Origin of the sequence: Gordonia paraffinivorans, assembly GCF_900683595.1 — a bacterium.
In the GTDB taxonomy this organism is placed as follows: Bacteria; Actinomycetota; Actinomycetes; order Mycobacteriales; family Mycobacteriaceae; genus Gordonia; species Gordonia paraffinivorans.
Genome location: NZ_CAACYD010000005.1, coordinates 1034980 through 1052431, shown reverse-complemented (window position 1 = coordinate 1052431; position 17452 = coordinate 1034980). Strand labels below are relative to the sequence as shown.

The 17452-nt window shown below is 68.9% G+C and carries 14 protein-coding genes; 8 read left to right on the top strand and 6 right to left on the bottom strand.

Annotation, left to right across the window (positions count from 1 at the left end):
* Positions 1 to 55: 55 nt before the first annotated feature.
* The 7 genes from lepA to E1P53_RS06950 all read left to right on the top strand — a co-directional run bounded on the left by lepA (position 56) and on the right by E1P53_RS06950 (position 9328).
* Positions 56 to 1957 (top strand): translation elongation factor 4, encoded by a 1902-nt coding sequence (gene lepA, locus E1P53_RS06980; protein ID WP_006899808.1) that lies wholly within the window; start codon positions 56 to 58, stop codon positions 1955 to 1957.
* Positions 1958 to 1974: 17 nt separating this feature from the next.
* Complete coding sequence (locus tag E1P53_RS06975) at positions 1975 to 4026, top strand: M3 family metallopeptidase (protein WP_181954809.1); 2052 nt, start codon at positions 1975 to 1977, stop codon at positions 4024 to 4026.
* 3 nt (positions 4027 to 4029) lie between these two features.
* Positions 4030 to 4932 (top strand): cation diffusion facilitator family transporter, encoded by a 903-nt coding sequence (locus tag E1P53_RS06970; protein WP_131733805.1) that lies wholly within the window; start codon positions 4030 to 4032, stop codon positions 4930 to 4932.
* Between the two features lie 461 nt (positions 4933 to 5393).
* A complete protein-coding gene (locus E1P53_RS06965; protein WP_040526585.1) occupies positions 5394 to 6509 on the top strand; it encodes a sulfate ABC transporter substrate-binding protein in 1116 nt (371 codons plus the stop codon).
* A gap of 5 nt (positions 6510 to 6514) precedes the next feature.
* On the top strand, positions 6515 to 7396 hold the full coding sequence (gene cysT, locus E1P53_RS06960; RefSeq protein WP_040526599.1) for a sulfate ABC transporter permease subunit CysT: 882 nt from the start codon (positions 6515 to 6517) through the stop codon (positions 7394 to 7396).
* On the top strand, positions 7393 to 8331 hold the full coding sequence (cysW, locus tag E1P53_RS06955) for a sulfate ABC transporter permease subunit CysW (protein WP_131733804.1): 939 nt from the start codon (positions 7393 to 7395) through the stop codon (positions 8329 to 8331). Before cysT ends, cysW begins: the two co-directional genes overlap by 4 nt.
* A gap of 1 nt (position 8332) precedes the next feature.
* Positions 8333 to 9328, top strand: coding sequence for a sulfate/molybdate ABC transporter ATP-binding protein (locus E1P53_RS06950; RefSeq protein WP_006899802.1), 996 nt, complete (start codon positions 8333 to 8335; stop codon positions 9326 to 9328).
* Positions 9329 to 9385: 57 nt separating this feature from the next.
* Here the strand turns inward: E1P53_RS06950 and E1P53_RS06945 are convergent, their stop codons facing one another.
* A complete protein-coding gene (locus E1P53_RS06945; RefSeq protein ID WP_131733803.1) occupies positions 9386 to 11407 on the bottom strand; it encodes a glycoside hydrolase family 15 protein in 2022 nt (673 codons plus the stop codon).
* Between the two features lie 92 nt (positions 11408 to 11499).
* On the opposite strand from E1P53_RS06945, the gene E1P53_RS06940 reads away from it, so the two are divergent.
* Positions 11500 to 11700 carry a hypothetical protein gene (locus tag E1P53_RS06940; protein ID WP_006899800.1) on the top strand — a complete coding sequence of 67 codons (201 nt, stop codon included), beginning with the start codon at positions 11500 to 11502 and terminating at the stop codon, positions 11698 to 11700.
* A gap of 86 nt (positions 11701 to 11786) precedes the next feature.
* Here the strand turns inward: E1P53_RS06940 and E1P53_RS06935 are convergent, their stop codons facing one another.
* Genes E1P53_RS06935 through E1P53_RS06915 form a run of 5 tightly spaced genes read right to left on the bottom strand, consistent with a single transcriptional unit; the run spans position 11787 to position 17257 of the window.
* A complete protein-coding gene (locus E1P53_RS06935; RefSeq protein ID WP_131733802.1) occupies positions 11787 to 12518 on the bottom strand; it encodes a sirohydrochlorin chelatase in 732 nt (243 codons plus the stop codon).
* The gene (locus E1P53_RS06930) at positions 12515 to 13810 is read right to left on the bottom strand and encodes a sulfate adenylyltransferase subunit 1 (protein ID WP_006899798.1); all 1296 of its coding nucleotides are present in this window, start codon (positions 13808 to 13810) and stop codon (positions 12515 to 12517) included. The genes E1P53_RS06935 and E1P53_RS06930 overlap by 4 nt, the downstream gene beginning before the upstream one ends.
* Positions 13810 to 14763, bottom strand: coding sequence for a sulfate adenylyltransferase subunit CysD (gene cysD / locus E1P53_RS06925; protein WP_109237320.1), 954 nt, complete (start codon positions 14761 to 14763; stop codon positions 13810 to 13812). The genes E1P53_RS06930 and cysD overlap by 1 nt, the downstream gene beginning before the upstream one ends.
* Positions 14745 to 15494, bottom strand: a complete 750-nt coding sequence (locus tag E1P53_RS06920; protein WP_131733801.1) for a phosphoadenylyl-sulfate reductase — start codon at positions 15492 to 15494, stop codon at positions 14745 to 14747. Before E1P53_RS06920 ends, cysD begins: the two co-directional genes overlap by 19 nt.
* Entirely contained in the window at positions 15491 to 17257 is a 1767-nt protein-coding gene (locus E1P53_RS06915) for a nitrite/sulfite reductase (protein WP_131733800.1), read from the bottom strand. The genes E1P53_RS06920 and E1P53_RS06915 overlap by 4 nt, the downstream gene beginning before the upstream one ends.
* Positions 17258 to 17452: the final 195 nt, after the last annotated feature.

Below are 17452 nucleotides of genomic sequence, written 5' to 3'. Positions count from 1 at the left end.
GCTGACACGGCTGTCACGGTAGCGCCTCGGCGCGAGCGGCGGCGCTCATGAGAACATGGTGGTCAACGCCCGTGTCCGTCCTACCCCGTGTCGTCCCAGAGGAGTAGTTCCCATTCCCAGCTTCGCCGACAAGACCTTCACCGACCCGGCGCGTATCCGGAACTTCTGCATCATCGCCCACATCGACCACGGCAAGTCGACGTTGGCGGACCGGATGCTGCAGCTCACCGGTGTCGTGGAGGAGCGCCAGATGCGCGCGCAGTACCTCGACCGCATGGACATCGAGCGCGAGCGCGGCATCACCATCAAGGCCCAGAACGTCCGTCTTCCCTGGCAGGTGGACGGTGAGGACTACGTCCTGCACCTCATCGACACCCCCGGGCACGTCGACTTCACCTACGAGGTCTCGCGCGCCCTGGAGGCGTGTGAGGGCGCGATCCTGCTCGTCGACGCCGCGCAGGGCATCGAGGCGCAGACGCTCGCCAACCTGTACCTGGCGATGGAGAACGACCTCACCATCATCCCGGTGCTGAACAAGATCGACCTGCCCGCGGCCGATCCCGACCGCTACGCCGCCGAGCTCGCCCACATCGTGGGCTGTGAGCCGGAGGACGTGCTGCGCGTGTCGGGCAAGACCGGCGTCGGCGTGCGCGAACTGCTCGACGAGGTGATCCGCCTCGTGCCGCCGCCCGTCGGCGATCCCGACGCCCCGCTGCGCGCGATGATCTTCGACTCCGTCTACGACACCTACCGCGGCGTGGTCACCTACATCCGCGTCGTCGACGGCAAGATCGTGCCGCGCGAGAAGATCCAGATGATGTCTACCGGCGCCACCCACGAGCTGCTCGAGGTGGGCATCGTCTCGCCGGAACCGAAGGCGTCCGCCGGCCTCGGCGTGGGCGAGGTCGGTTACCTCATCACCGGCGTGAAGGACGTGCGCCAGTCGAAGGTCGGCGACACCGTCACCAGCGCCCGCAACGGCGCGAGCGAAGCGCTCACCGGCTACCGCGAGCCGCGGCCGATGGTCTACTCCGGCCTCTACCCGGTGGACGGCTCGGATTACCCGGTGCTGCGCGAGGCACTGGAGAAGCTGCAGCTCAACGACGCCGCGCTCACCTTCGAGCCGGAGACCTCGGTGGCCCTCGGCTTCGGCTTCCGCTGCGGCTTCCTCGGTCTGCTGCACATGGAGATCACCCGCGAGCGACTCGAGCGGGAGTTCAACCTCGATCTCATCTCGACCGCGCCCAACGTGGTCTACCGCGTGGTGATGGACGACGGCTCCGAGCACATCGTCACCAACCCGTCCGACTGGCCCGAGGGCAAGACCCGTCACATCTACGAGCCCGTCGTGAAGACCACCATCATCGCGCCGAGCGAGTTCATCGGCGCGATCATGGAACTCTGCCAGTCGCGGCGCGGCGACCTCGGCGGCATGGACTACCTGTCGGAGACCCGCGTCGAGCTGCGGTACACGATGCCGCTGGCCGAGATCATCTTCGACTTCTTCGACTCGCTGAAGTCGCGTACCCGCGGCTACGCCAGCCTCGACTACGAGGAGGCCGGCGAGCAGGAGGCCGACCTGGTCAAGGTCGACATCCTGCTGCAGGGCGAGGCCGTCGACGCGTTCAGCGCGATCGTCCACAAGGACGCCGCCTACGCCTACGGCAACAAGATGGCGCTCAAGCTCAAGGAGCTCATCCCGCGCCAGCAGTTCGAGGTGCCGGTGCAGGCGGCGATCGGCTCGAAGATCATCGCGCGCGAGAACATCCGCGCGATCCGCAAGGACGTGCTCGCCAAGTGCTACGGCGGTGACATCAGCCGAAAGCGCAAGCTGCTCGAGAAGCAGAAGGAAGGCAAGAAGCGGATGAAGACGATCGGCCGCGTCGACGTCCCGCAGGAGGCCTTCGTGGCGGCACTGTCCACAGATGCGATGGGCGACAAGCCAAAAGGGAAGTGATGGCGAGAGGGGACGGCATGGCAGGGCAGGACGGCTCGACCAATCCGGTACTGGCACACAGCGATCTGCCCTACGGACTACCCGACTTCGCGTCGATCTCCGACGACGACTTCCTGCCCGCGTTCACCGCGGCCATGGAATCGCACCTCGCCGAGGTCGAGGCCATCGCGGCGAACGAGGACCCGCCGACCTTCGGCAACACCGTCGAGGCGCTGGAGTTGTCCGGGCGTGACCTCGCGCGCGCGTCGGGCATCTTCTTCAACCTCGTCGGCCCCGACACCAACCCGAGGCGCAACGAGATCTCCCAGGAGCTCTCGACGCGGCTGACCGACCACGCGAACACCATCGCGATGCATCCGGTGCTGTTCGCGCGCATCAAGGACCTCGTCGAGCGCGCGGACGAGCTCGACCTGACCGAGCCGCAGCGCCGCCTCCTCGACAAGCGGTACCGCGAGGCGGTGCGCGCGGGCGCCGGACTCGGCGAGGCCGAACAGGAGGAGATGCGCGCGATCGCGTCCCGCCTCGCCTATCTCACGACGACGTTCTCGCAGAAGATCCTCGACGACACCAACGACTCGGCGGTGTTCGTCGCCGACGAGTCCGACCTCGACGGGCTGTCCGCGGGGCAGATCGCCGCCGCGCGACGGGCCGCGGCAGAGGCCGGGCACGAGACCGGGTATCTGATCGCCCTGGAACTGCCCACGAGTCAGTCGGTGCTCGCCGAACTCACGAATCCGCAGGTGCGGCAGAAGGTCTTCGACGCCTCGGTCAACCGGTGCTCCCGTGGCAACGAGCACGACACCCGCGAGCTCGTCCTCGAGATCGTGCGACTTCGGGCCCGGCGGGCCGAGCTGCTCGGCTACCGCGACCACGCGGAATACGTCATCGCCGAGCAGACCGCCCCCGACCCGTCCGCGGTCGACGACTTCCTGCGCGAGCTCAACGCGTCGGCGATGCGCGCCGGCGGCCGGGAACTGACGCGGCTCAGCGAGTTCGCCGGCGACGCCGAGATCGGTCCGGCCGACCTGACCTTCTGGCTCGAACGCGAGAAGAAGGCGACGGCAACGGTCCCGCTCGACGGATTCGCCGACTACTGCGAACTCGACACCGTGCTGACCCGCGGCGTGTTCTACGCGGCGAACAAGCTCTACGGCCTGCAGTTCGTCGAGCTGACCGGGTTGCCCGTCTACCACCCCGACGTGCGGGTGTGGGAGGTCCGCGACGACTCGGGGGTCGGCATCGGCCTGTACCTCGGCGACTACTTCGCGCGTCCGTCGAAACGCGGCGGCGCGTGGATGAACAACATCGTCGACCAGTCGAGCAAGCTCGGCGACCGGCCGATCATCGTCAACGTCCTCAACGTGCCCAAGCCCGACGAGGGACAGCCGTGCCTGCTCTCGATCGACCAGCTGACCACGCTGTTCCACGAGTTCGGGCACACCCTGCACGGGTTGCTGTCGTCGGTGGACTACCCGTCGCAGTCGGGCACGTCGGTGCCGCGCGACTTCGTCGAGTTCCCGTCGCAGGTCAACGAGATGTGGGCGCTGCACCCGGATGTGCTGGCCAATTATGCGATCCACCACCGGACCGGGGAGCCCATCCCGGCCGAACTGGCCGCCGCCGCACGGGAATCGGCGGGCACCGAGTCCGCGCACGCCACCATCGAGTACCTCGCCGCCGCGTCGCTCGACCTCGCCTGGCACCGCCTGACACCCGCCGAGGCGCAGGCCGTCACCGATGTCGAGGCGTTCGAGGCGAAGGCACTCGCCGACGCGGGACTCAAGACCGAACTCATCCCGCCGCGCTACCGCAGCGCCTACTTCAATCACATCTTCGGCGGCGGCTACTCGGCCGGGTACTACAGCTACATCTGGTCGGAGGTGCTCGACGCCGAGACCGAGCAGTGGTTCCTCGCCGAGGGCGGCCTCGAGCGGGAGAACGGTCGACGCTTCGCCGAGGCGACCCTGTCGCGCGGTGACAGCGTCGACCCGCTGGCCGCGCACGAGAAGCTGATCGGGCGCAAGCCGCAGATCGACCCGCTGCTGCGTCGTCGGGGACTGGCGGCCTGAGACGTGAAGGCCGAACCCAGGGATCTGACGCGCTTCGCGCTGCTCAGCATCGTGACCGCCGTCGCGGTCTTCGCGCTCAAAGTCGTCGCGTGGTGGGTGACCGGATCGGTCGGCCTGCTCTCCGACGCACTGGAGTCCATCGTCAACGTCGTCGCCGCGGTCGCCGCCTTCGCGGCGCTGCGGGTGGCGGCGAAACCGCCCGACAGCGGACACAACTTCGGGCACACCAAGGCCGAGTACTTCTCCGCGGTGTTCGAGGGCGTGCTGATCGTCGTCGCGGCCGTCATCATCGTCGTCTCGGCCGTCGACCGGTTGCTGCATCCTCGCGAACTCGAGTCCGTCGGACTCGGTCTCGGGATCTCGATCGCGGCCACCGTCCTCAACGGCGCCGTCGGCCTGTTCCTCATCGCCGTCGGCCGCCGGCATCGGTCTCTCACGCTCGAGGCCGACGGCAAGCACCTGATGACCGACGTCGCCACGACGATCGGCGTCGTCATCGCGGTGTTCCTGGTCGCGTGGACCGGCTGGCTTCCCCTCGACCCGATCATCGCCATCGCGGTCGCCGTCAACATCATGGTCGTGGGTTTCGGGCTCGTGAAGCGGTCGGGAGCCGGCCTCATGGATTCGGCCCTGCCCGACGAGCAGCTCGAGGCGATCGAGGCGGTGCTCGATCGTCACCGGGCCGACGGCATCGTCTTCCACGACATCCGAACCCGCGAGGCCGGGCATCAGCGGTTCGTCCAGTTGCACATGCTCGTCCCGGGGGACTGGTCGGTGCAGCGGGCGCACGACCTCGCCGAGGAGGTCGAGGGCGAGTTGCACGACGCGGTCGCGGACCTGAGCATCACCACCCACATCGAGCCGGTCGGCGACCCCCGCGCCTACGAGGAGTGGCGGCTCGACTAGGCCCTCCGGCGGGGTTTGAATCCCGCTGATTTCAACCGTTGCACGGTTTCGGAAGAGGATTCTCGGGTCGTCTCGACGCATCGCGGAGCGGAGCGGGGGAACGGGGCCGGAGGCCCGCTCGCGCGGTCCGGTCCCGGGTCGGCGGGTCTGGGCGTCCGGTGCGGTGACCGGGCGTTCTCGCTGGCCACAGGCCTGCCCGATCCATCGGTGGGCTGCGGCGGATCGTAGACGACGATTTCGCTCCGCGTGGGCCGATTGCGTCGGCGGGCAACCGATGCCCGCACCCTGCCGACTGGTGAGGCGCCCACCGGACCGCGGTCCGCGCGCGCAGCGGTGCGAACCGGCTGCGGGCGCGACTTCGCCCCCTGCCAGAGCCGCTTGCAGGTTGCTAGCGTAATCCGGTCCTCGCCGGTCACAGCGTTGTCGCGACCGGCCCTGCGAAGAGAGTCCTGGAGGAATCCGTGAGCGCTGGCTCCGTCAAACGACGCGGCACTGGCGTGCTGGTGAGTCTGTTGGCACTGGCGATGGTGCTCGTCTCCGGATGTGGCGGCGGATCGACCGACGAACCCGGCGGGGTGGACATCTCCAGCGGAGACCGTCACCTCGACCTCGTCGCCTACGCCGTCCCGAAGATCGGGTTCGACGAGATCATCCCGGCCTTCCGCGCGACCCCCGAGGGCGAGGGCGTCGGATTCTCCGCGTCGTACGGCGCGTCCGGCGACCAGTCCCGCAAGGTGGCCCGCCGCGTCCCCGCCGATGTCGTGAACTTCTCCGTCGAGCCCGACATCACGCGGCTCGTGAAGGCCGGCCTCGTCGACGAGGACTGGAAAGAGCAGGCCCCCAACAACAGCACGCCGTTCGGTTCGGTCGTCGCGCTGGTGGTCCGCAAGGGCAACCCGAAGAACATCCGCGACTGGGACGACCTGCTCAAGCCCGGCGTCCAGGTGGTCACCCCGAACCCGGGCAGCTCCGGCTCGGCCAAGTGGAACCTGCTCGCGCCGTTCTCGGCGGTCAGCGACGGCGGCCGGAACCTGCAGGCCGGCCTCGACTACGTCGCCGAGCTCATCCGCGATCACGTGAAGGTGGTCCCGAAGTCGGGTCGCGAGGCGACCACGGCCTTCGAACAGGGACAGGGCGACGTGCTGATCAGCTACGAGAACGAGGCGATCATGCTCGACAAGGCCAACGCGGGCAAGAACCCGAACAGCCAGGTCGAGTATGTGATTCCGCCGCAGACCTTCAAGATCGAGAACCCGGTTGCGGTGGTGAACACCACCAAGGATCTCCCGGCCGCCCGGTCCTTCGTGGACTTCCTGTTCACCCCGGAAGCGCAGCGGATCTGGGCGGCAACGGGATTCCGCCCCGTCGACCCCGTGGTCATCGAGGAGACCAGGGACCTCTTCCCGGGCGACATCGCGAAGCTGTGGACGATCGCCGAGATCGGGAAGATCCTCGGCGAGGGCACCGCCGAGGAGAACGACGGCAAGAACCTGACCGGATGGAAGGCCGTCGACGAGGTGCTGTTCGGCAAGAAGGGCGCCATCACCAAGATCTACGACTCAGGGGGTAAGCAGTGACGACGGTGGACTCGGTCGACGCACCGGCCCCGGACGATCCGCAGGCGGTGTCCGGCTCGCGACCGCCCGGCGGGTTCCTGGGGCGCTCGCGGACCTTCGCCGGGGTGAGCCCGATGACCGTCGGCGTCGCCTGGCTGTGGCTGAGCGTCATCGTGCTGCTGCCGCTCGCCGCGATCACGGTGCAGTCCTTCGAGGACGGCTGGAGCGGCTTCTGGGACGCGGTGACCGCGCCCGCCGCCGTCGACGCACTGTGGATCACCGTCCTCGTCTCGGTGATCGCGGCGCTCATCAACGTCGTCTTCGGCACGCTGATCGCGTGGGTCCTGGTCCGTGACGACTTCCCCGGCAAGGGGTTCGTCAACGCCATCATCGACCTGCCGTTCGCACTGCCCACGATCGTCGCGAGCCTCGTGCTGCTGTCGCTGTACGGCCCGAACAGCCCGGTCGACATCCACCTCAACGCGACCAAGCCCGCGCTGGTGATCGCACTGACCTTCGTCACGCTCCCGTTCGTGGTGCGGCAGGTGCAGCCGGTGCTCCTCGAGCTCGACGTCGACGTGGAGGAGGCCGCGGCGGTGCTCGGCGCCAACAACCTCACGATCTTCCGCCGGATCATCCTGCCCGCGCTGCTGCCGGCGATCCTGACCGGTGCGGGCCTCGCGTTCACCCGCGCCATCGGCGAGTTCGGCTCGGTGGTGCTCATCGGCGGCAACATCCCGGGTGACACACAGGTGGCGTCGCAGTACATCCAGCAGCAGATCGAGATCGACGCGCCGGTCAACGCCGCCGCGATCTCGGTGGTGCTGCTGTTGATCGCCTTCGTGACGCTGCTCATCCTGCGCATCGTCGGCCGGTGGCAGTCCAAGCGGGAGGACGCGGATCGATGAAGGTCTCCCGACTCACCCGCTACGGGCTGCGGACCGTCGCCCTCGTCTACCTGTTCGTCCTGCTGATCGTCCCCGTGGGCACGATCTTCTACCGCTCCTTCGAACACGGCATCGTCCAGTTCTGGGAGTGGATCACCACGCCCGCGGCGATCTCGGCACTGCAGCTGAGCCTGCTGATCGTCGTGATCGTCGTGCCGCTCAACGTCATCTTCGGCGTCATCACGGCACTTGCCCTGGCGCGCGGGCGTTTTCCGGGCAAGGGGCTGTTGCAGGCGGTCGTCGACCTGCCGTTCGCGGTGTCGCCCGTGGTCGCCGGCGTCGCCCTGATCCTGCTGTGGGGCTACGGCGGCTGGTTCGGCGGCATCGAGAGTCTCGGGTTCCGGATCATCTTCGGGTTCCCCGGTCTGGTGCTCGCCACGCTGTTCGTCACGTTGCCGTTCGTCGCCCGCGAGGTCGAGCCCGTCCTCCGCGAGATCGGCACCGAGCAGGAGGAGGCCGCCGCCACCCTGGGCGCCAGTTCGTGGCAGGTGTTCTGGCGCGTCACGCTGCCGGCGATCCGCTGGGGCCTCACCTACGGCATCGTGCTGACCGTCGCCCGCGCGCTCGGCGAGTACGGCGCGGTGACCATGGTGTCGTCGAACTTCCCGGGCGTCTCGCAGACCCTCACCCTGTTGGTCAACTCGCGTTACACCGACGACTACAACGAGTTCGGCGCCTATGCGGCCGCGACGCTGCTGATGTTCGTCGCGATCCTCGTGCTGGTCGCGATGTCGCTCATCGAGCGCCGCGCCAAGTCACGCCTGGCCGAGGCGAGCGAGTCCACCTCGGGCGAGGTCGAGATCGTCGAACCCGAACTCACCCCGCCGCACGGACCGGAATCCGTCGACGCCAAGCAGATCGTCCACTCTCATGCCCATCCCAAGGAAGGCGAGTGACATGTCCATCAAGGTCATCGGCGCCAACAAACGCTACGGCGACTTCGCCGCTCTCGACGACGTCTCCATCGACATCCCGGACGGTCAGCTGACCTCCCTGCTGGGCCCGTCGGGTTCGGGCAAGTCGACGCTGCTGCGCGCGATCGCCGGACTCGACACCCTCGACTCGGGCACCGTGATCATCAACGACACCGACGTGTCGAAGAAGTCGCCGCAGAAGCGCGACATCGGCTTCGTGTTCCAGCACTACGCCGCGTTCAAGCACCTGACCGTGCGCGAGAACATCGCCTTCGGGCTCAAGATCCGCAAGCGGCCCAAGAAGGAGGTCGACGCCAAGGTCGACCAGCTGCTCGAGGTGGTCGGCCTGACCGTCTTCCAGAAGCGGTTCCCGGCGCAGCTGTCCGGCGGGCAACGCCAGCGCATGGCGCTTGCGCGCGCACTCGCCGTCGACCCGAAGGTGCTCCTGCTCGACGAGCCGTTCGGCGCGCTCGACGCGAAGGTGCGCGACGACCTGCGGCGGTGGCTGCGTCGCCTGCACGACGAGGTGCACGTCACCACGGTGCTGGTCACCCACGACCAGCAGGAGGCGCTCGACGTCAGCGACCGGATCGCCGTGTTGAACAAGGGACGCATCGAGCAGGTCGGCACCCCCGACGACCTCTACGACCGTCCCGCCAACGAGTTCGTGGCGTCGTTCCTGGGCTCCACGGTGCGCCTCAACGGAGAACTGGTGCGCCCTCACGACATCCGGATCGGACGCACCCCGGAGATGGCGTCGCCGACCACCGATCCGAACCTCGACGTGGGCATCATCCGCGCCACCGTGCAGCGCGTGGTCAACCTCGGCTTCGAGACCCGCGTCGAACTCGTCTCGGCGTCGACCGGCGAGGAGTTCGCCGCGCAGATCACCCGCGGCGACCAGAACGCGCTGAACCTTCAGCCCGGCGAGACCGTGTACGCGCGGGCCACCAAGGTCGCCGCGCTCGACGGGGTCTGAGCACCGGCGTTCCGCCGGACCGAGAACCGGATTCCGTCGGTCCAGGTTGCCCGCCGGTCAGTGATTGGCCGGCTGGAACGTCGCCTGGTGCTCGGCCTCCTCGGCGCGGATGACGTGCATGACCGCGTTGATCAGCGCCAGGTGGGTGAACGCCTGCGGGAAGTTGCCCAGGTGCTGGCCGGTCTTGGCGTCGATCTCCTCCGCGTAGAGCTTGAGCGGACTCGAGTAGGACAGCAGGCGCTCGCACAGCGCCTTGGCGCGCGGCAGCTCACCGATCTCCACCAGCGCCGACACCAGCCAGAACGAGCAGATGGTGAACGTGCCCTCCTCGCCGGTGAGGCCGTCGTCGGTCTCTTCGACCCGGTAGCGCAGCACCAGGCCGTTCTCGGTGAGCTCGTCGGCGATCGCGAGAACCGTTGCGCGGACGCGATGATCGTCCGGCGGCAGGAACCGCAGCAGCGGCACCAGCAGCAGTGAGGCGTCCAGCGCGTCGTCGCCGTAGCGCTGGGTGAACACGCCGCGGTCGTTGACGCCGTGGGCGAGGACGTCGGCCTTGATCTCGTCGGCGATCGCCGACCACTCCCGGGCGTGCTTGGCCTCGCCGTGCATCACGGCCAGCCGCGCACCGCGGTCGAGCGCCACCCAGCACATCACCTTCGACGAGGTGAAGTGCTGCGGCTCGCCGCGGACCTCCCAGATGCCGCGGTCGGGTTCGCGCCAGTGTTCGATGGCCTCCTCGACCTGGGCCTTGAGTACCGGCCAGAGCGTCTCGGGGACGGCCTCGTGGGACTTGATGTGGAGGTACACCGAATCCAGCATCGTGCCCCAGATGTCGTGCTGCCGTTGGTTGTACGCGCCGTTGCCGATGCGGACCGGCCGGGCGCCGCCGTATCCGGACAGGTGGGTGAGCTCCTCCTCCTCGAGGGTGCGCTCCCCGCCGACGCCGTACATCACCTGCAGCGGATGGCGTTCCCCGTTGTTGATGCCCGAGACGTCGGCGATGAAGGAGAAGAAGTCGTCGGCCTCGCGGTCGAGGCCGAGGGTGTAGAGACCCCAGAGCGCGAAGGTCGAGTCGCGCACCCACGCGTACCGGTAATCCCAGTTGCGCTCTCCCTGCGGCGTTTCCGGCAGGGAGGTGGTCGCGGCGGCGAGCAGCGCGCCGGTCGGGGAGTAGGTGAGCCCCTTGAGGGTCAGCGCCGACCGCTGCAGGTGGCTGCGCCACGGGTGATCGGGGAAGGAGCCGATGTTGATCCACTGCCGCCACGCCTCACTGGTGGTCCACATCTTGTGGGCGGCCTCCTCCCAGTTCTGCGGCGCCGGATGACGCGACCAGCTGAGGGCGACGAAGCGGTTGTCGCCCTCGACGAGGCGTGTGCGTGCGCGGGCCTCGCGGCCCTCGAGTCCCAGACGGAGGTCGGTGGTGAGCTTCAGGGTGGGGGTGTCGGCGTCGGTGTCGTGGGCGGTTGCGACGGCCTCGCCGTAGGCGGGGCCGGTGTACTCCCAGCGGGTGGTGCCGCGGTGGTAGTCGAACGCCGGCTCGCAGCTCATGTGGAGTTCGACCGTTCCCGACACGCAGCGAACCGTCCGCAGCAGGACGTGCTCGGCGTCCCAGTCGGTGGGGGTGCGGCGGTGGGTGCGCGAGCGGCGCTCGGTGTCGTGCCACGGTCCCATGACGAGGGCGTCGCGCACGATGATCCAGCCCGTGTCGGTCTGCCACGTGGTCTCGACCATCAGGCTGCCCGGGAGGTACCGGCGATCGACCGGGACGTTGACGCCGTACGGTGCCAGCCGGAAATGGCCCGCGCTGCGGTCGAGGACCGCGCCGAACACGCTCGGCGAGTCCGGGCGCGGGATACACATCCACTCCACCGAGCCGTTGCGCGCGATGAGGCAGTTGGTCTCGGTGTCGGACAGGAACGCGTAGTCGCCGATGGGAGGGAAGGCGCTGCGATGCGACGGCGCGGTCGGCGGGATCGGCGCGGCATCGGTGACTCGGCGCACGTCCTGGTCGGCGTCGTCGGCCCGGTGGCCGGCGGCGGTCGGCAGGGGCGTTACGGTGGAGTCATCTGCGGCAGACATGGCAACTATCATTGCCACGGGCGCTGTCCGACGCCACTCGGTTCACCGGACCGAGACGCGGATGATCCGAATCGGATGGACGGGGAGATGACGTGACGGCGTTCTTCAACTGGTGGGACGGCGTGGAGGAGTGGCTGACCGGCCTGTCCTTCGTGCCGCAGCTGCTGGTGACGGTCGTCGTGGTGATCCCGGTGGCCGTGCTGATCGCCTACGTGCTCAACTTCCTCGTGGACCTCGCGGCCGACATCCTCGACCGCCGCCGCTTCGCCGACGACGATGGGACCGGACTGTGAAACTGATGCGCTCGCCGGTCACGGTGGCCCTGCTCGCGTTGCTGATCCTCGTGGTCATCGCCTGGCTCGTGACGATGTGAGGTCTCTCACCGCCCGCTGGTGGTGACCGCCGCCCGCCTGGTCGCGGTGCGGTAGAGGCAGCAGATGCCGTCGACGAGGTCGGGATGCGCGCCGAGCGGTCCCGCCACGAGCGTGCCCTCCACCATCGAGTCGAGGGCCGTCTCCACCCGCTCGACGAGCAGCCCCGCCGACAGGAAGTAGGGGCTGAGCGCGATCCGCCCGGCGCCGGCAGCGCGCAGCCGGCGCACCGCCCCGGCGAGAACGCGGGCATCGGAGCCCAGCCGCGTGGCGAAGACCACCTCGACCGGACGGTGCAGTCGCGTCGACAACTCGATCGCCCGGCGTCGGACGTGGAGGTCGGCCGCGGCGTCCGACGACCCGACCGCGGCCAGGATCACACCGTCACGATCGTCGAGACCCGCCTCGTGCAGACGGTCGGCGAGTGCCGCCGCCAGCGACCGGGTGCCGACCACCTCCGTCTGATGCGCGAAGGGCCGATGCGCGGCGATGATCGCGGGCAGGTCGACCTTGTGGTGATACCCCGCCGACAGCAGCAGCGGGACGACGACCGGGTCCGCGTCGGCGTCCCCGACACGTTCGAGGACGTCGCCGACGAACGGCTCGTTCAGGTCGAGGTAGGACAACACCACCTCGACCTCGGGCAGGGCGGCCGCGACGGCGTCGCGCACACGGCGCGCGGTCACGCCGAAGCGCGGATCGCGGCTGCCGTGTGCGGCGAGGACGAGCGTCGGGTTCACACCAGCTCTTTGAGATGCAGCGGCGCCAGGGCGTCGCCGACGAGACCGGCCGCCAGTGTGTTGCCGCCGGCCGGATCGATCAGCAGGAAGCTGCCCGACTCGCGGTTCACCTGGTAGTCATCGGCCGGGATCGGCTCCGCGGTCTGCACCGAGATCCGCACGATCTGATTGAGCTCCACCGTCTCCGGGGCGTCGACCAGCGCGAGGTTCTGCTCGTCGAAGAGGGCGTCGAGTCCGCCGACGATGGCCTGCGTGGTCTTGGTGCCGTGCTTGAGGAGCAGACGCGCGCCCGGGCGCAGCGGCTTCTCGGCCAGCCAGCACACGGTCGCGGTGAACTGCTGGATCGGCTCGGGGGCGTCTGCCACCGCCGCGATCAGGTCACCGCGCGAGATGTCGACGTCGTCGGCGAGCAGCAGGGTGACGCTGCGGCCGGTGTGCGCGGTCTCCAGCGGGCCGTCGGCGGTGTCGATTCCGCTGACGGTGGTCCGCTGGCCCGACGGCAGCACGACGATCTCGTCGCCGACCGTGACGCGGCCGGCCGCGATCTGCCCGGCGTAACCGCGGTAGTCCGGGTACTCCGGGGTGCGCGGACGGATCACGTACTGCACCGGGAAGCGCAGGCCCACCGGGGCGCGCTCGGTCAGGTTGGGAACCGTCTCGAGGTGCTCGATGAGGGTCGGGCCGTCGTAGAACGGCGTGTTCTCCGACGGCTTCGCGATGTTGTCGCCGTGCAGGGCCGACACCGGGATCGAGGTGACCTGCTCGGGCGACCATCCGAGCGAGCGGGTGAGCTCGCCGAATTCGGCCGAGATCTCGGCGAACACGCTCGCCGCGTCGTCGACGAGGTCGATCTTGTTGACCGCGAGCACCAGCTGCGGCACGCCGAGGAGCGCCATGACCGCGGCGTGGCGACGGGTCTGCGCGACGACGCCGTTGCGGGCGTCGACGAGCAGGATCACCAGCTGCGCGGTCGACGCGCCGGACACCGTGTTGCGGGTGTACTGCACGTGGCCGGGGGTGTCGGCGAGCACGAAAGAGCGTGCGGGCGTGGCGAAGTAGCGGTACGCCACGTCGATGGTGATGCCCTGCTCGCGCTCGGCGCGCAGGCCGTCGACGAGCAGCGACAGGTCGGGGGTGTCGAGGCCGCGGTCGACCGACGCCTTCGTGACGGCGTCGATCTGGTCGGCCAGGACCGACTTGGTGTCGTACAGCAGGCGGCCGACGAGGGTCGACTTGCCGTCGTCGACGCTGCCCGCGGTGGCGATGCGGAGGAGGTCGGGGGCGTGGCTCATCAGAAATATCCTTCGCGCTTGCGGTCTTCCATCGCGGCCTCGGAGACACGGTCGTCGCCGCGGGTGGCGCCGCGTTCGGTCAGTCGGGAGGCGGCGACCTCGGCCAGCACCTCTTCGTTGGTGCGGGCCTCGGACAGCACCGCGCCGGTCGACGAGCCGTCGCCGACGGTGCGGTAGCGCACCCAGCGGCGTTCCAGCACCTCGCCGTCGCGGGGGCCGCCCCAGACGCCGGGGGTCATCCACATGCCGTCGCGCTGGAAGACGTCACGCTCGTGGGCGTAGTAGATCGAGGGGAGCAGCACCTGCTCGCGGGTGATGTAGCGCCACACGTCGAGCTCGGTCCAGTTCGACAGCGGGAACACGCGGACGTGCTCGCCCGGTGCGTGGCGCCCGTTGTAGAGGTTCCACAACTCGGGGCGCTGACGCTTCGGGTCCCACTGGCCGAAGGCGTTGCGCAACGAGAAGATCCGCTCCTTGGCGCGCGAGCGCTCCTCGTCGCGGCGGCCGCCGCCGAACACCGCGTCGAAGCGGTTCTCGGTGATGGCGTCGAGCAGCGGGATGGTCTGCAGCGGGTTGCGGACGCCGTCGGGGCGTTCGGTGAGCCGGCCGTCGGCGAGGTACTCCTCGACCGAGGCGACGTGCAGCCGCAGGTTGTGGCGCTCGACGACTCGGTCGCGGAACTCGAGGACCTCGGGCAGGTTGTGCCCGGTGTCGACATGCAGCAGCGAGAACGGAAGCGGCGCAGGCCAGAACGCCTTGAGGGCGACGTGCAGGAGGACGGTGGAGTCCTTGCCGCCGGAGAACAGGATCACCGGCCGCTCGAACTCGCCGGCCACCTCGCGGAAGATGTGGATGGCCTCGGACTCGAGCGCGTCGAGGGTCGAGAAGTCGTCGTCGGCGACGGCGTCGCGGACGGGCTGGGGTTCGGTGATGGTCATGCGTGGAGCCCACATTCTGTCTTGGCGCGGCCGGCCCAGCGGCCGCTGCGCGGATCGGATCCGGGTGCGGGTTTGGCGGTGCACGGCGCGCAGCCGATCGAGGGGTAGCCCTCGTCGACCAGCGGGTTGACCAGCACGCCGTGGGAGTCGATGTAGTCCTGCATCTGCTCGTCGGACCACGGTGCGATCGGGTTGATCTTCACCAGGCCGAAGGCCTCGTCGAACGAGATCAGCGGGGCGTTCGCGCGCGTCGGCGCCTCCACGCGGCGGATGCCGGTGACCCAGGCGTCGTAGCCGGCGAGCCCGGCCTTGAGCGGGACGACCTTGCGCAGGCGGCAGCATTCGCCCGGGTCGCGCGCGAAGAGGTTGCGGCCCAGCAGTTCGTCCTGCTCGGCGACGCTGTGCTCGGGGGTGAGGTTGATCAACTGCACCCCGTAGACCTGCTCGACGGCGTCGCGGGTGCCGATGGTCTCGGCGAAGTGGTAACCGGTGTCGAGGAACAGGACCTTCACCGGTCCGCCGACCAGCTCACGGTCGATGTTCTTGACCGCGAGGTCGACGAGCACCGCGTCCTGCATGTTCGACGCGACGACGAAGTTCGTGCCGAACATCTCCGCGGTCCAGCGGAACAGTTCCTCCGGGCTCGCGTCGGGGCCGAGGTCGGCGGCGCCCTTGGCCGCGATCGCGCGGAGTTCCTCTTCGCTGTGGCGCCGGCCGGCGACCGTCTCGGTGGTGCTGATGGTCATCGGAGTGCCTCCTCGTCGGCGCGAACGGCCCACTGCGCGAACCGTTCGCCGTCTTCTCGCTGCTCCACGAAGTTGCGGACGACGCGTTCGATGTAGTCGCCGAGCTCGGTGGAGAGAACCTTGTGCTGGCGGAGCTTGCGGCCGAATCCCGAGTCCAGGCCGAGGCTGCCGCCGAGGTGGACCTGGAAGCCCTCGGCCACGTTGCCGTCGGCGTCCTCCACGAGCTGGCCCTTGAAGCCGATGTCGGCGATCTGCGAACGTCCGCAGGAGTTGGGGCAGCCGTTGATGTTCACCGTGATCGGGACGTCGAGCTTCGAGTTGATGTCGGCGAGACGCTCCTCGAGCTCGGGCGCGAGCACCTGCGAGCGCTTGCGGGTCTCGGTGAAGGACAGTTTGCAGAACTCGATTCCACTGCAGGCCAGCAGGTTTCGGCGCCACTGCGACGGCCGGGCGTGCAGGCCGAGCGGCTTGAGCTCGTCGATCAGCCACTCCACCTGGTCGTCGGGGACGTCGAGGACGATCAGCTTCTGGTACGGGGTGAAGCGCACGCGGTCGGAGCCGACCTTGGCGACGGCCTCGGCGGTCTTGGTCAGGATGGTGCCCGACACGCGACCGGCGATGGGGGAGAAGCCGACGGCGTTGAGGCCGTTGCGCAGCTTCTGCACGCCGATGTGGTCGATCGGGCGTTCGGGCTTCTCCGGGGCCGGGCCGTCGATCAGCTTGCGGCCGAGGTACTCGTCCTCGAGGACCTGGCGGAACTTCTCGATCCCCCAGTCCTTGACGAGGAACTTCAGGCGCGCCTTGGAACGCAGGCGCCGGTAACCGTAGTCGCGGAAGAGCGCGACCACGCCCTCCCAGACGTCGGGCACCTCGTCGAGCGGGACCCACGCGCCGACGCGCTGGGCGAGCATCGGGTTGGTGGACAGGCCGCCGCCGACCCAGAGGTCGAGGCCGGGGCCGTGCTCGGGGTGCACGACGCCGATGAAGGCGACGTCGTTGATCTCGTGCACCACGTCCTGCTGGCCGGAGATCGCGGTCTTGAACTTGCGCGGCAGGTTCGAGTACTGCGGGTCGCCGATGAACCGGCGGACGATCTCGTCGATGGCCGGCGTCGGGTCGAGGACCTCGTCGAAGGACTCGCCGGCCAGCGGCGAGCCCAGCACGACGCGCGGGCAGTCGCCGCAGGCCTCGGTGGTGTGCAGGCCGACGGCCTCCAGGCGCTGCCAGATGGTGGGGACGTCCTCGATGCGAATCCAGTGGTACTGGACGTTCTCGCGATCGGAGAGGTCGGCGGTGTCGCGGGCGAACTCGGTCGAGATCTCGCCGAGGGTGCGCAGCTGCGCGACGGTGAGCGCCCCGGCATCGCACCGGACGCGCATCATGAAGTGGTTGTCCTCGAGGATGTCGATGTTCTCGTCGCCGGTCCAGGTGCCGTCATAGCCCTGGGCGCGCTGGGTGTAGAGGCCCCACCAGCGCATACGGCCGCGCAGGTCCTGCTTGTCGATCGAGTCGAAGCCCTGCTTGGAGTAGATGTTCTCGATGCGGGCGCGGACGTTGAGCGGGTTGTCGTCCTTCTTGACCTGCTCGTTGGGGTTCAGCGGCTCGCGGTAGCCGAGCTTCCACTGGCCTTCGGCGCGGCGCTTGACCGGACGGGCCTTGCGGGTCGGGCGGGCGCGCTTCTCGGCGGAGGTGTCGGCGGTCTGGTCGGCTGCCGGGGCGGCGGGAGCCGATGCGGACACGGGGGCATCAGTTGTGGACGTCATCAGAGAATCTCCTGTGCCGGCGCACGCGATCGCCGGCGTTCTACGCACGAAAAGTGGGCTGGAACGTGCCGGCATCCCCGCAGAAATGGGGACAGGTCGGGGCCGAGACGTCGCTAGAGGCGACAGAAAGCGCTGTTGACGCGCTTGAGATCAATGTGGCGTCGGGCAGCGAGCCACACCCCGGGGAAAATCACG

Coding starts and splice junctions, on each gene's coding strand:
- E1P53_RS06930 (WP_006899798.1), bottom strand. CDS start 13,810: ATGAGCCACGCCCCCGACCTCCTCCGCATCGCCACCGCGGGCAGCGTC.
- E1P53_RS06920 (WP_131733801.1), bottom strand. CDS start 15,494: ATGACCATCAGCACCACCGAGACGGTCGCCGGCCGGCGCCACAGCGAA.
- lepA (WP_006899808.1), top strand. CDS start 56: ATGGTGGTCAACGCCCGTGTCCGTCCTACCCCGTGTCGTCCCAGAGGA.
- E1P53_RS06945 (WP_131733803.1), bottom strand. CDS start 11,407: ATGTCTGCCGCAGATGACTCCACCGTAACGCCCCTGCCGACCGCCGCC.
- cysW (WP_131733804.1), top strand. CDS start 7,393: ATGAAGGTCTCCCGACTCACCCGCTACGGGCTGCGGACCGTCGCCCTC.
- E1P53_RS06975 (WP_181954809.1), top strand. CDS start 1,975: ATGGCAGGGCAGGACGGCTCGACCAATCCGGTACTGGCACACAGCGAT.
- E1P53_RS06915 (WP_131733800.1), bottom strand. CDS start 17,257: ATGACGTCCACAACTGATGCCCCCGTGTCCGCATCGGCTCCCGCCGCC.
- cysD (WP_109237320.1), bottom strand. CDS start 14,763: ATGTGGGCTCCACGCATGACCATCACCGAACCCCAGCCCGTCCGCGAC.
- E1P53_RS06950 (WP_006899802.1), top strand. CDS start 8,333: ATGTCCATCAAGGTCATCGGCGCCAACAAACGCTACGGCGACTTCGCC.